At 43.3% G+C, this 14007-nt stretch carries 10 protein-coding genes and 2 tRNA genes; 10 read left to right on the forward strand and 2 right to left on the reverse strand.

What is annotated here, in order from left to right; genetic code table 11:
• The first annotated feature begins 2 nt into the window (after window positions 1–2).
• Window positions 3–710 carry a TIGR00730 family Rossman fold protein gene (locus DBR43_RS05995; protein ID WP_073231079.1) on the forward strand — a complete coding sequence of 236 codons (708 nt, stop codon included), beginning with the start codon at window positions 3–5 and terminating at the stop codon, window positions 708–710.
• 461 nt (window positions 711–1171) lie between these two features.
• Here DBR43_RS05995 and DBR43_RS06000 read toward each other — a convergent pair whose 3' ends face one another.
• Together DBR43_RS06000 and DBR43_RS06005 are read right to left on the reverse strand one after the other, a co-directional pair.
• Window positions 1172–1762, reverse strand: coding sequence for a DUF502 domain-containing protein (locus DBR43_RS06000; RefSeq protein WP_124578852.1), 591 nt, complete (start codon window positions 1760–1762; stop codon window positions 1172–1174).
• Window positions 1763–1771: 9 nt separating this feature from the next.
• Window positions 1772–4231: a bifunctional UDP-N-acetylmuramoyl-tripeptide:D-alanyl-D-alanine ligase/alanine racemase gene (locus DBR43_RS06005; RefSeq protein ID WP_124578854.1), complete on the reverse strand. Its 2460-nt coding sequence runs from the start codon at window positions 4229–4231 to the stop codon at window positions 1772–1774.
• 597 nt (window positions 4232–4828) lie between these two features.
• Here DBR43_RS06005 and DBR43_RS06010 point away from each other — a divergent pair.
• The 9 genes from DBR43_RS06010 (at window position 4829) to DBR43_RS06045 (ending at window position 14001) form a co-directional block, all read left to right on the forward strand.
• Window positions 4829–5665 (forward strand): GNAT family N-acetyltransferase, encoded by an 837-nt coding sequence (locus DBR43_RS06010; RefSeq protein WP_124578856.1) that lies wholly within the window; start codon window positions 4829–4831, stop codon window positions 5663–5665.
• A gap of 73 nt (window positions 5666–5738) precedes the next feature.
• Window positions 5739–7190: a PLP-dependent aminotransferase family protein gene (locus DBR43_RS06015; RefSeq protein ID WP_199756965.1), complete on the forward strand. Its 1452-nt coding sequence runs from the start codon at window positions 5739–5741 to the stop codon at window positions 7188–7190.
• Window positions 7191–7254: 64 nt separating this feature from the next.
• Complete coding sequence (locus tag DBR43_RS06020) at window positions 7255–7743, forward strand: regulatory protein RecX (RefSeq protein WP_124578857.1); 489 nt, start codon at window positions 7255–7257, stop codon at window positions 7741–7743.
• A 137-nt stretch (window positions 7744–7880) separates the two neighbouring features.
• Window positions 7881–7953 (forward strand) — tRNA-Gly (locus DBR43_RS06025).
• Between the two features lie 49 nt (window positions 7954–8002).
• Window positions 8003–8087 (forward strand) — tRNA-Leu (locus DBR43_RS06030).
• 19 nt (window positions 8088–8106) lie between these two features.
• Window positions 8107–8283 carry a hypothetical protein gene (locus DBR43_RS32895; RefSeq protein ID WP_158622440.1) on the forward strand — a complete coding sequence of 59 codons (177 nt, stop codon included), beginning with the start codon at window positions 8107–8109 and terminating at the stop codon, window positions 8281–8283.
• A 519-nt stretch (window positions 8284–8802) separates the two neighbouring features.
• Window positions 8803–9381, forward strand: coding sequence for an RNA polymerase sigma factor (locus tag DBR43_RS06035; RefSeq protein ID WP_124578859.1), 579 nt, complete (start codon window positions 8803–8805; stop codon window positions 9379–9381).
• 88 nt (window positions 9382–9469) lie between these two features.
• The gene (locus tag DBR43_RS06040; protein ID WP_158622441.1) at window positions 9470–10600 is read left to right on the forward strand and encodes a FecR family protein; all 1131 of its coding nucleotides are present in this window, start codon (window positions 9470–9472) and stop codon (window positions 10598–10600) included.
• Between the two features lie 221 nt (window positions 10601–10821).
• Window positions 10822–14001 (forward strand): TonB-dependent receptor, encoded by a 3180-nt coding sequence (locus tag DBR43_RS06045; protein ID WP_158622442.1) that lies wholly within the window; start codon window positions 10822–10824, stop codon window positions 13999–14001.
• Window positions 14002–14007: the final 6 nt, after the last annotated feature.

Raw genomic sequence — 14007 nt, forward strand, 5'->3', positions numbered from 1 at the left:
GAATGACAAGTGAAGAGAAAATAAGAAGTGCGTTTGAGAATAAAAACTGGCAGGAGATAAAAGTTACTGACTCTTGGCAGATCTTTAAAATAATGGCCGAATTCGTAGACGGCTTCGAGAAATTAGCAAAAATAGGCCCTTGTGTATCCATCTTCGGATCGGCAAGAACAGCAGAAACAAATAAGTATTATGAGATCGCGGTAGAATGTGGCAGGTTATTAACTGAGCGTGGTTACGGTGTCATCACTGGTGGTGGTCCCGGCATTATGGAAGCAGGAAATAAAGGTGCACACATGAACGGTGGAAAGTCAGTAGGCTTAAACATCGACCTTCCATTTGAGCAGTTTCACAATAAATATATTGACCACAATAAGTTATTGGAGTTTGATTACTTCTTTATCAGAAAGGTCATGTTTATGAAGTATTCTCAGGGATTTGTCGTTTTACCGGGTGGTATGGGAACAATGGATGAGCTTTTCGAGGCGATTACGCTGATTCAAACCGGAAAGATTGCCAGGTTCCCGATCGTATTGGTGGGTAAGGATTACTGGGGTGGCCTGGTAGACTGGATCAAAAACACCATGCTACAGAAAGAACACAATATCCATGCTGAAGATTTAAACCTGTTCAGGTTAGTGGATACTGCTGAAGAAGCAGCAGAACATATTTTCAGGTTCTATGATAAGTATGTCCTGAAACCGAATTTTTAATCTTTCGGGGAGGCTTTATTTTATTTGTAACGCTTTACTTAGGTAAGGCGTTTTTTATTTGGCGCATATAGAGGGCTTAATCCGGAATTAAGGTCCAACAAAAAAGATATAATTATTCGTCTCCTCAAATCTTTTGCTGAAGGGCAAAACATTTGAATGTCGCCTCATAACCATATCCTTTTTGTTTTGTTTAATCTCCCTTGGAATATGACTAACAGCCGCCTGAAATACCCCGTCTTATCGCATCAGCAGCATTCCAGTAGATTTTTAGGGCTTCTTTAATGCGTAATGGTCAGGAGCTTTATTTTGGAACTTAATTTAAAATAAAAGCCATGTGGTTATGAGACGACATACAAATATTTTGCCCTTCAGCAAAAGATTTGAGGAGACGAATAACTATATGGTTTTTATCTGATTGTACTTAATTATCATTAGGCTGCGTTTAATGACAGCTTAGAGATCTAGAAATGACTAACGCCCCCTGAAACCACCAGCTTCATTGCATCGGCAGCACTCATATTGAGCGGTTTTATCTTTTCATTTTTCACTACGTATACCTGACCGGCAAAAGAATAAGAGAATGGGAAATACACCACAGCTTCTCCGGGAAGGCCGATATTTGTAAGGTCACTTTGGGTAAGGAAGCCGATCCGTTTCAGGTCACCTTCTACTTCTACCAGCACTGGGTTATTGAATTTTTTCTCATCACCTACGAAGGCTTCAGTCAGGTCTTTTATCGACGAATAGATGAATTTCAGGATGGGAAGTCTGTCCAGTATTTTTGTAAACCAATTGTACATTGGTTCAGTTACGAAATTGGTGACAAAGATTCCGGCGATGAGTGTAATGGAGATCACGAGCAGCAGTCCTAATCCGGGGATATTTCTGCTGGCTCCGGTTCTTGGGTCAACACCTAAAATATTGTTCACATTCAACCAGCTGTCTACTGTGGTGACAGCCCAGATTACAATAAAAATACTAAGCGCAATAGGCAATACGATAAGGAGCCCTTTAATCAGGTACCTTAAAAAAGCCCTACCAATTCTGTTCATGCTGCAAAACTACTCATAAAAATAGACCCGTTTCACCCTTTGTGAAATATTTGTTAAGATCTCATAAGGGATGGTTTCTATTTGTTCTGCCAGGTCGGCGATGGTCAGCTCTCCGTTGAAAACGATCACCTCATCCCCTGTTTTTACGGTGATTCCGGTCACGTCTAACATACACATGTCCATGCAGATGCTGCCAATTGTAGGCACCAGCTTTCCGTTAATCAGCATTTTACCTCTGCCGTTTCCAAATCTTCGGTTATAGCCATCTGCATACCCGATTTTTACCGTCGCCGTTGTTCCTCCATTGGGCAGAATCCCATTTCGCCCGTATCCGATGGTTTCATTTGGCTTGACCTCTATCACCTGTGTGACGGTAGTTTTCAGCACAACGGCGGTTTGTAACCCATGATTTTTTGGGAGCCCTCCGTCATAGCCATAAAGTCCTATTCCTAACCTCACCATATCCATCTGAGCTTCCGGATGACGGGTAATCCCCGAGGTGTTGGAGATGTGCCAGATGAATTTATACCCCAGACCTTCCGAAATCTGTTGCGCAAATGCACTAAATCTTTCAATCTGGTGTTTCGTAAATGCATCGTGATGTTCATCCTCACTTCCAACAAGATGGGAGAATGCCGAAACCACTTTGACTTTTCTGCTGTTATTGATGTTTTCCAACAGCTCGCCCAGGTCTGCTTCTTTGAAGCCTAAACGATGCATTCCGGTATCTATTTTCAGGTGAATCGGGTAATCATACCTATCGGCAGGAAGGAAACCGATGAAGCTGTTTAAAATGTCCAGGTTGTATATCTCGGGTTCCAGTTTATATTTTACGATGGCATCAAAAGCCGATGGCTCCGGGCTCATCACCATAATTGGCATCGTGATCCCTGCTTTTCTTAAGGCCACACCTTCATCGGTGTAGGCCACAGCAAGGTAATCGACTTTATGGTACTGCAGTACATTTGCGATTTCAAAACTGCCGCTTCCATAGGAGAAGGCTTTCACCATTGCCATTATTTTCACCTTTGGTTTCAGCTTATTTCTGTAAAACTGAAGGTTACCGGCAAGCGCATTCAGGTCAATTTCCAGCACTGTATCATGTACTTTCTGAGTGATCAGCTTACTGATCCGCTCAAATTCAAATTTCCTCGCCCCCTTTACCAGGATGGTTTCATTGCTGAAATGAACCGCGGGAAAATGATCTATAAAATCCTGTGTACTTTCAAAGAAAGCCGTCTCCATATCAAACAGTGCTGCTGATGCAGAGATATGAGGGCCGATTCCGATGAGCCGGTTCAGGTTCTTCTGTTTTAACAAAGCCGCAATTTCAGTATAAAGCTCGACTTCATTTCTGCCTGTTTCATGTAAGTCAGACAGGATTAATGTTTTCTTTGGGTGTTGATTTTGCAGGTTAAGGAAATCCAGTGCAATCGCCAGTGAAGAGGTATCAGCACTATAGGAATCGTCGATCACAGAACATTGATTGATGCCATTTTTCAATTCCAGCCGCATTCCCACCCGGGTTAGTTTCTCTAAACGTGCATCAGCTTCTTCCGGAGTGTAGCCCATAGACAATAAGCTGGCCCAGCAGATAATTCCGTTTTCAACCGAAGCCCTGTCGGAGAAGGGAATCAAACACTCGATCTCTGTTCCCTTAAAAATCGCCCTGATATAGTTGCGGTCTTCAATTGGCTCAATAAAAGAAATTTGAAGGTCTGCCTTCTGCTTCATGCTCCAGGAAAATTTTGTCTTCCCCGGCAATTCCGATGTGGGAAGGCCAAGGGTATAATCCGGGGAGTAAATGAATACTTCGGCATCTTTAAAAAGCTTTAACTTTTCCAGGAGCTTGTCTTTCTGAGAAGCAAAACCTTCCGCATGTGCCTCTCCCAGGTTCGTTAAAATCCCTATTGTGGGACGAATGATTTTCTGAAGCGCCTCCATCTCGTTTTCTTTGGAGATTCCAGCCTCGAAAATCCCTAATGTATGTTCTTCAGTGATGTTCCATACAGATAAAGGCACCCCAATCTGAGAATTAAAGCTTTTCGGACTTCTGACAATATTGAAATCTGCTGCCAGCAATTGATACAACCATTCTTTAACCACGGTTTTTCCGTTACTTCCCGTGATGGCCATCACCTTCAAATCATACTGCTCCCGATGGGTTATGGCCAGGCTTTGCAATGCAGCAAGCACATCCGCCACCAGTAAAATATTGGCATCAGTAAAGGTTTTCAGATAGGCCGGGTCACTGATGACAAAGCTTCTGATCCCATTTGCGTAAGCATCTTCCAGATATTCATGACCATCGCGTTTTGCATTCAACGCAAAGAACAAGGAGCTTTCCGGATCTATGACACTTCTGCTGTCAATTACCAGTCTGGTAATTTTAAGTTCCGGATTAGAAATATAGGATTTTGCATCAAGAATTTTCGCAAAATGATCAATCGTGTAGATGACATTACTCATGTTTCAAAATTAAAGCATTTATATTAAAAATCTAAGGTATCCGGAGATCTCCAATCATTTATTTAAAAATCAGAAAGATAGATTTCAAAGTCAAACCAGCAGCGCATTTTTGATTTTACAAATCCATTCATCAAAACTGAAAATTCCGCTCAGAACCGGACATACAACGGAACAGGCGAACCTTAAACAGGGAATCCTCAAGAAAAGATGGAAGGCTGAAAAGTATAAACAAAGAAAAATCAAACTTGTATAAGCCCATCGGGAATAACAATTTTGTGTGTATAGTCAATTTAAAATTAATCCTATAATCTGTATGGCCATACACCGGTAAAACAAGGTTCGGAACCGCCCCGGAACAGCTTCCGGCTATACAGGCTCTAACCACGCTCTATACTCGGTCTATACTCGGTGCAAGCCCCTTAAAAGCCTGTTAAAGGCGGGTAAGCAACGAGGTAAAACCGGGTGAATATAGAGGCGTACTGCAAGCTGTTTCCTGCCTGACTCAAAGCATGTAAAAATCTTAAAACATGAAGTTCCCTCAGCTCCCCTTTAAGGAGAAATATATAATTTAGCCAGCAACACGGAAACACAGATCATATGCTAAAATATAAAACTCTGGAAAACATATCTCCTGAGGTTCTACTGGAAACCTTTAATGAATCTTTTTCAGATTATTTCGTCAAACTACAGCTAACCAAAGAACAATTAGAGCGGAAATTAATCTCTGATTCTATAGACCTCAGTCTTTCAGCCGGGGCTTTTGAGTCCGAAAGACTAATCGGCTTTATCTTACATGGGATTGCGCCTGTAGATGGAGAAAAGGCAGCCTACAATGCCGGAACGGGGGTTATCCCATCGAAAAGAGGTCAGCAGCTTACTAAATTAATGTACCAGTTTATACAACCTTTCCTTGAGGCAGCCGGAGTAAAGAACTGCTATCTTGAAGTGCTGGAACAAAATATTCCTGCCATAAAAAGCTATGAATCCGTTGGCTATACACTCAATAGAACATTGATCTGTTTTAAAGGTATTCCGCAAATCCGGGAGGATAGAAAACAATATGCCGTCCTTGCGCTGAAAGAAATGGACTGGGACAAATGGGCATCTTTCTGGGATTGGCAACCCTCCTGGCAAAATGCCATCACTGCCTTAAAAAATATTGGCAGCGGAAACAACAGCATTGGGATTCATCTGGATGAAAAACTGGTTGCCTATGCCAGCTACAACCCACAAAACAACCGGATCTCCCAGTTCGCTGTGGCAAAAGAATGTAGAAATCAGGGATTGGGCAGCGCCCTGTTTCAATACATCTTTAATGAAAATAAGGCAGAGGTCTCTTTGATAAATATAGATGCTAATGCAGCCGGGACCATCAGCTTCTTAAAATCTATTGGCCTCGCAGCTTTTGTGAATCAATATGAGATGAAAAAGTAAAGCTGCTAATCTGAAAGGATAAGAACCACTACAGATACAATTTGATTACATTTGATCAATACAGTTATCTGAGATGAATATAAAAAGCAAGCCGTTTTTATACCTGAAAATTGCTGACAGGCTGGAAAAACAAATCATAGATGAGGTTTTGAAGGCAGGTGATAAACTGCCTTCCGTAAGAATGCTCTGCAGGGAACAGGGATTGAGCATGAACACGGTGACACAGGCTTACTATGAGCTGGAAAGCAGATCCTTAATTGAAACCCGTCCCCGTTCCGGGTACTATGTCTGTATTCCACCCATAAAGCGGCTGGCCATCCCTGAAACGAGCAACCCATCTGCATTAAATGGGTTGCTGACGCCGGACGACCTGGTGAACAAGGTTTATCTGGACCGGGAAGACCCTAAAAACACCCTTTTTTCACTGGGGATGCCACATGACGACTTTTTACCCATTGCCAGGCTAAATAAAGGGCTCATGCAGGCGATGCGCAGCTTACCCGCCAGTGGTACAAGCTATGAACCGACTCAGGGAAATGAAGACCTGAGAAGGGAAATCGCGAAATGGTCCTTTGGCTGGGGTGCCGACCTTACAGAAAAAGACCTGATCACTACTGCAGGCTGCATCAACGCCATTTCCTATGCCCTGATGGCAGTGAGCAATCCCGGCGATACCATTGCTATAGAAAGTCCGGCTTATTTTGGGATCTTACAGCTGGCAAAAAACCTCGGCCTGAACGTACTGGAACTCCCTACCAATGCCATTACCGGAATTGAAATCGAAGCTTTAAAAAAAGCACTGGACAGCAATAAAATCAAAGTATGTCTTTTTGTAAGCAATTTTAACAATCCCTGTGGCTCCTCCATGCCGGATGAACATAAGAAAGAAGTGGTCAGGCTACTCGAACATTACCATGTTCCGCTGATAGAAGACGACATTCATGGCGACCTCTATTTTAGCAACAACAGGCCAACAACCTGTAAAACATACGATGAAAGCGGCCTCGTCCTCTATTGCAATTCCATTTCCAAAACACTGGCCCCCGGCTACCGGGTAGGCTGGATCGCTCCGGGAAAGTTCAAAGAGCAGGTGATGAAACTTAAAAGATACCATGCACTCTCCTCTGCTCCCCTGACCTCAGAAGTGGTTTCCATCTTTCTCAAAAATGGGCGTTATGAAAATCACCTGAGAAAATTACGTCAGTCCCTATACCATAACAGCAGGAAATATATTGGCGCCATCGCCGATTATTTTCCGGAAGGCACCAGGGTGAGCCAGCCTCAGGGAGGTTATTTCTTATGGGTTGAACTGGATAAGGCAGTTAACACTGTTGACCTATACCAGCAGGCGATGAAACAGCACATCAGTATCGCTCCGGGAAGGATGTTCACACTTCAGGCTCAGTTTGACCATTGTATGCGACTGAGTTTTGGCTTGCCATGGACCTCCGCTTTGGAGAAGAAGCTTCAGCAATTGGGGAAACTGGCCACCAACATTCAAAGGTCATCACTGGCATTGGTTTAAATTTTACTCAAAAACAACTCAGTTCATGCTCCTGCTTGCTGCTGATTATGTAATATTGTAAGCATTGGAAACATCAGATAAAAAAACCGTCAGACTGGATAAGAAGACCGCTTTGTTTAAGGCCGAGCATTATTGTGCCTATCAGGAGCGCGCGCAGCAGGAAGTTCGTGACAAGCTTTATGAATTCGGGTTACACAAAGATGAGGTGGAAGAATTGATCTCCGAACTCATCAGCACCAACTTTTTGAACGAAGAAAGGTTTGCCCAGGCCTATGTTTCCGGAAAGTTTAACATCAAAAAATGGGGTAAGATCAAAATCAAACAGGCGCTGAAACTGAAAAAAGTTCCGGAGAAAATGATTTTGAAAGCATTAAATAAGATAGATTATGATGAATATTTGAATGCTATCCTCGTTTCTGCGGAGAAAAAGTCAGCATCAATCACTGAAAAAGATCCCTACAAAAGACGAAATAAGCTCATTACCCACCTCATGAGCAAAGGTTTTGAAAATAATTTGATCATGGAAGTATTGAAGTCCAACGACTTATACTAAACATGCAAATTATTTATAAAAAAAACTTGACAGGAAAATAAAAGTGTCTATATTTGCATTCCCAAACGAAACAAAGGGTATTACAAAATACACTTTACTAGAATGGCAACATCGGATGATGTTAAAACCAAAATCATGCGAAAGTAGCTCAGTTGGTAGAGCACGACCTTGCCAAGGTCGGGGTCGCGAGTTCGAATCTCGTCTTTCGCTCTAAATGCCTTCATTACATGAAGGCATTTAATTTAAAAGGTTAACACCTGCTCAGATGGTGGAACTGGTAGACACGCAGGACTTAAAATCCTGTGACCTTAAAAGTCGTGCGGGTTCGATTCCCGCTCTGAGTACACGAAAGGTTTAAACACCTTGCAAAACCTAACAGTCAACCTGTTAGGTTTTTTCTTTTTCAGGGCAGGCGACAACCAGACCATATCCGGTCAATATCAGAAGGCTTTCTTTGAAATATTCAGGATCATTGATGGTGCCGGAAACCTTCTTAAGCATTTCATCAAAATAGCTGTTGATCTGTTCGGGGAATTATAACCGTATAGTCCCGGCTGAAGGCTGATAAATGATTTTTTAATCAATTCAACTTCCTGTCTTCGTTGATCAGCTGATATTTTATGCTGAATTTGCTGCGCCGTCACTTTTAATCCGACAACAAGCAAAACAACCACAAGAGCTGTTTTTCTCCAGGCTATTTTTGGATGTATAAAAGCATAAATTATTTCCACATTCATCTGATTAACTATCGCTTACCCCAATACAAACAAACTATCTAATGAATAAAATCATAAAGAAATTTCAGAAATTAAGCAATCACTTCAGGATATTTAACCGCATATTCAAATCATATTGCCACTATCACATTACGGTAAGCCTCAACCCTATTGACAATCCCATTTCAGCCGGTTCGCTTCTACATGACAACTTACGATAACATGCACATGGACAATAAGCGCTAAGGGATAGCTTAGCAACAGGTACTGTTAAATTAATAATTTGATAATATATACCCGACAGTGCATTATTAGATGTTGTTCAACTTTGTCTTCGCATAAGATGACAGACTATAGCAGTTATACTGACACCGACCTGGCCTCGCTTTTAAAAGAGGGTGACCATCAGGCTTATACTTTCATTTATGACCGGTATAAATTCTTGTTGTATGCCCATGCCTACAAGAAATTGGCAGACCGGGAGGAGGCACGCGATGTGGTTCAGGAGGTTTTTGTTACGCTATGGAACAAGAGAGAACGTATAGACGCGCAATCAAATCTGGCCGGCTACCTCTACACCGCGCTTCGCAATGCGATCCTGAATCTCTTTGCCCGCAAGGAAGTCCGGACACGCTACACTGACGCTATGGCTGCGCACTACAGGGATGACTATGCGCCTACCGATCACGGTATACGCAGTCAGCAATTATCCGAGCTGATCGACAGGGAAATAGAAGCCCTACCTTCAAAAATGCAGGAAGTATTTGTACTCAGCCGCAAGGCCCACCTGAACAGGAAAGAAATTTCACTACAATTGGGCATATCCGAAGCGACAGTAGACCGACAGATTGCCAATGCCCTGAAAATATTGAGGGCGCGTTTAACCCTTGTTGCCTACCTGCTGGTTTTCTTCAATATCTAAGGCATCGTAATTTTTTTTCATTTTCATCTGCATGGTCCGGCCGACTTATCTGTATTGATGATGTATTCAATGGAATCAAATGGCTGCTATGGAAAAACCCGACTTCGATCTACTGCTCGAAAAATACCGAAAAGGAGAATGTACACCACAGGAACTGGATTTTATCGGGAGCTGGTACCTGCAGTATCAGAAAGATGCTGAGCCGCTATCACAGGCTGAGCTGGAAACTGAAGTCGCCAGGATGACCGAAAACATTGCGCTGAAAATAGCTCCTCCAACCAACCAGACTCCCCTATTCCGACGCTTGCGCTTACCACTCGGTATTGCCGCTTCTATCTTAGTCATTTTCAGCATTGGCTATCTCCTTTTACCTGCACGACGAAAAGAACCGGAAATTGCCAGGCAACAGCAAGCGATCAGTCCGGGCAGACAGGCAGCAAGCCTGACCTTAGCCAATGGTAAAAAAATCTTCCTTTCAGATCAGCAGGCAGGTCAAGTGGTACAGGAAGCGGGCCTAAGCATTTCCAAAACCAGCAATGGCGAACTGGTCTACGAGGTCATGGGTTCAAAGGATCAGGCACACGGATTCCATACACTTACAACCAGCAACGGGGAAACCTACCGCGTCAGATTGCCCGACGGCTCAACGGTATGGCTGAATGCCGCGTCTTCGCTGAAATATCCCGTCTCCTTCAAAAACAGCAGTACCAGGATAGTTCAGCTTTCCGGAGAAGCCTATTTTGAAATTTACAAAGACCGCAGGCATGCTTTCATCGTCAGGTCCCGAGGGCAAGAGGTTGAAGTATTGGGTACTCATTTCAATATCAATGCTTATCATGACGAAACCGGTATAAAAACCACTTTACTGGAAGGAAGTGTGCGCTTAAAATCAGAACGTGGAGCAAGCAGGATGTTAAAGCCCGGCCAGCAGGCAGAATTAACAGATGGGAAAATCAAAATTCTGCCGGCCGATACCCGTTCTGTTACGGCCTGGAAAGACGGTTATTTTCGCTTCAGGAATGAAAGCCTGAAAAGCGTGATGCGGAAGATCTCACGCTGGTACAATGTCGAAGTCGTTTTTGAAAAAGGCCTGCCGGAAGATACCTACAGCGGCGCGGTAGCGCGCCACGACAACCTCAGCCAGATACTGGAGATTATGGAAGGATCGAATAACATCCATTTTAGCATTAAAGGAAGGAGGATCATCGTCAGTAAATAAAACCCACCCGACGGTCATCTAAAAAAAAAGCCACCTCAGTTCGCGCTGAGATGGGCTTAACACATGATGACAAATAATTATAAAACTATTTGATAACCCGCAGACACCCCCTTATCCTTGAAAACGAGTGGGTGCCCCGCAAATAACATGTATTGCAAATGTACGGTTTTTACCAAAACAAACCTGTATGGCCATCGCGTCATGCCACTAAAATACTACTGATGATAAAATTGACCACGCTGCTGTTCTTCATCACCATACTGCAAATCAGCGCGGCTACTTTTGCGCAAAAGGTCAGCCTGAATGTAACAAACGAACCATTAGAGCGGGTATTTGACCGTATCCGCGACCAGAGCGGTGTCGACTTCTTTTTCTCCGCTTCGCTCATTGCCAGCGCAAAACCGGTGAGCATCCATGTCAAAGACCTGGAACTGAATGTTGCCCTGGCAGAAATATTCAGGGGCCAGCCACTCCGCTATGTACTCAGTAACAATGCAGTAAAGGTCATGGCAAAAGAATATAACAAATTAGTAAAACCCGGCCGGATCTCCGGAAAAATTGCAGATGAAAAAGGCCAGCCTCTTCCGGGAGCAAATGTTAAGGTAGTCGAAACAGGTGCAGGTACCCAGGCTGCTGCCGATGGCGCCTACATCTTAAACCTGCCACCCGGCACTTATACACTGGAGTTTAGCTATGTCTCTTTCGCTACACAGCGGGTAACAGGTATCGTGGTAACAGAGGGTAAAAACACGCCGCTTGACCTCTCTATGAAAACAGCTTCAACAGGATTGAAAGAAGTGGCAGTCACCTCCGGTTATAAAAAGGCATCGGCCGAAGGCCTGTTGGTTAAACAGAAAAACGCATCAGAAATCAGCAATGGAATCAGCGCTGAGCAAATTGCACGTACGCCCGACAAAAATATCGGAGAAAGCTTAAAACGCATCAGCGGCGTAAATACGGTTGACAACAAATTTGTATTGGTACGCGGCATTGGCGAGCGTTATAACTCAGCTATGCTGGACGGTGTTATCCTGCCAAGCACAGAAGCGCAAACGCGTAATTTCTCCTTTGATCTGATTCCGGCCAATCTGGTGGACAATGTGGTGGTGAGCAAGACGGTAACCCCCGATATGAATGCCAGTTTCGGCGGAGGCCTGATACAAATCAACACTAAAGACATTCCGTCTGAAAATTTCATGGGCTTTACCGCAGGGACTTCCTATAATGACCAGTCTACGGGTAAAGATTTCTTTAGTCACGAACGGGGCAAATATGATTACTTTGGTTTTGACGATGGCCGGCGAAAATTCCCGGAAGGTTTAGTACATACCGATAAAGGGGTTGCACCAAATACCACATTAACTGATTCGGAATTTCAGCAAAAAGTAGATCAGCAAAGCCAGAAATTTAAGACCGATAATTTCACCCTTTATAAGTACAGGGCAGCTCCTTCCCAAAACTACCAGTTTACCATCGGGCAGTTAATTGCAATCGATACTGCCAACCAGAACAAATTAGGCTTTACCGCTGCGCTCAGTTATCGCAACACACAATCTATCGCCAACTTTGACCAGCAGCGAAGAAACGGATGGGAGCCTACTTTTAACAATTATGGCGCAACGTATAACTTCAACACCACCCTGGGAGCTTTATTAAATGTTGGGCTTCAATTGGGAAGCAACCGTTTCAGCCTGCGTAATACCTATACTCATTTGTATGACAATGCCTTGATCAGAACCACAGGTTATGATTTGGATAATGGCGTTGTTGACCTGGCAAGCGGTGTCCCCCCAAATCAGATACAGGAAGCAGATGATCCGACATTTACCAATTTACTGCAAAATAAATTAAGCGGACAACATCAGTTGTCTAAACTGAAGATAGAATGGAATTTTGCCAGAACGGGTATCGACCGTAAAGAAAAAGACTTAGGCATTGCCACGAGCATGCCTGTGCTGATCGGTAAAGAATATCGCTATTTTTATATTGCCTCTCCGCAAATCCAGGCACAGATCGTCCCGATGTCCCGTCATAATTACCACAATCAGGAAACCAATTATTCCTGGCAGTTAGATGCCAGCACTCCTTTTACCTTAGGCAGCCTGCGCAATACGATAAAAGCCGGCTATTTTGGGATTACCAGAAGAGCTAAGTTCAACTGGCAAATTGCATCTTTTATTTATAGTGCCAACCGGGATGAAAGTTTAAGATATCTACCGCTGAACGAAATGGTGAATCCTGCCAATTTTGGAGCAAACGGGTACAATTATGCCATTACCCAATATTACCTGGATAATTACGATGGCAAGAGCATTACTCATGCCGGTTATTTAATGTTTGATACCAGGTTTATGGAAAAGCTGCGCCTGATATGGGGGCTCAGAGCAGAGCATTACAAATATACTGAAATCAAAAACGGGCAATTTTTAAGAGGAAAAAGTGAGTTTAAGCTGCCATCCGAAAAGACATGGCAATTTTTGCCTTCTGCAAACCTGACCTATAGTCCTCTTAGTCAGATTAACTTCAGGGCTGCGATTTCCAGTAGTGTGGTCAGGCCTGAATTGATGGACAACAGCCAGTTTTTTAAATTCAGTCCCATACTTAACGCACAGTTTGGTAACCAGGGTTTATCCAGTACCCGGATCAACAGCTATGACCTGAAGGCCGAATGGTTCCCCGGCCTTGGTGAAATTATTTCTGCCGGTGCATTTTATAAAAACTTTGATAAGCCTGCCGAACTTACCTTCAGTATTGCAACCGGTAACATCAGCTATTACCTGGAAAATGCTTCAAAAGCCCGGGTTTACGGTCTGGAATTTGAATTGAGAAAGAATCTTGCCTTCATACACCCCAATAAAATTTTAAGCAACATTACGTTGTATGGTAACCTTACCTTGCAAAAATCGAGTGTATTTGGAAGTTACAGGGTAAAAAACCCAGACCCTAAAACCGACGGAGATATCAGGGTGGCTGTTAAGCAGGAAAGGTCAATGTACGGACAGGCGCCTTACCTGGTCAATGCAGGGCTTCAATACACAGGCGAGCAATTTGGTATAAACGTAGCTTATAATAAATCGGGGTACAAAACCTATATCGTCAGTTTCTACACTAACCAAATTGAATACGAAATGCCACGTGAACAAATCGATGCGCAAATCAGCTATAAGTTTCTCCGGAAAAGGTTTGAAGTGAAACTGAATGCCGGAAACCTGCTCAACAGTGCCTCTACATTCTTTGTCAATACAGGTAGTTATGACCATGTACCTTTTACTCCTGGAACCGGTGATAACGGACTTAGGTTAAAAGAAGGATTTACAGATAAATATGAAGAAGGCGATCAAATACGGCTTAAACAAAAATTTGGACGAACCTATAGCACATCGCTTAGCTATAACTTTTAAAGCATT

Origin of the sequence: Pedobacter sp. KBW06 (assembly GCF_003852525.1) — a bacterium.
In the GTDB taxonomy this organism is placed as follows: Bacteria; Bacteroidota; Bacteroidia; order Sphingobacteriales; family Sphingobacteriaceae; genus Pedobacter.

Excerpts from the sequence above, each read along its gene's own strand:
- DBR43_RS06040 (WP_158622441.1), top strand. The coding sequence starts at position 9,470 with ATGGAAAAACCCGACTTCGATCTACTGCTCGAAAAATACCGAAAAGGA.
- DBR43_RS06010 (WP_124578856.1), top strand. The coding sequence starts at position 4,829 with ATGCTAAAATATAAAACTCTGGAAAACATATCTCCTGAGGTTCTACTG.
- DBR43_RS05995 (WP_073231079.1), top strand. The coding sequence starts at position 3 with ATGACAAGTGAAGAGAAAATAAGAAGTGCGTTTGAGAATAAAAACTGG.
- DBR43_RS06015 (WP_199756965.1), top strand. The coding sequence starts at position 5,739 with ATGAATATAAAAAGCAAGCCGTTTTTATACCTGAAAATTGCTGACAGG.
- DBR43_RS06035 (WP_124578859.1), top strand. The coding sequence starts at position 8,803 with ATGACAGACTATAGCAGTTATACTGACACCGACCTGGCCTCGCTTTTA.
- DBR43_RS06000 (WP_124578852.1), bottom strand. The coding sequence starts at position 1,762 with ATGAACAGAATTGGTAGGGCTTTTTTAAGGTACCTGATTAAAGGGCTC.
- DBR43_RS06005 (WP_124578854.1), bottom strand. The coding sequence starts at position 4,231 with ATGAGTAATGTCATCTACACGATTGATCATTTTGCGAAAATTCTTGAT.
- DBR43_RS06045 (WP_158622442.1), top strand. The coding sequence starts at position 10,822 with ATGATAAAATTGACCACGCTGCTGTTCTTCATCACCATACTGCAAATC.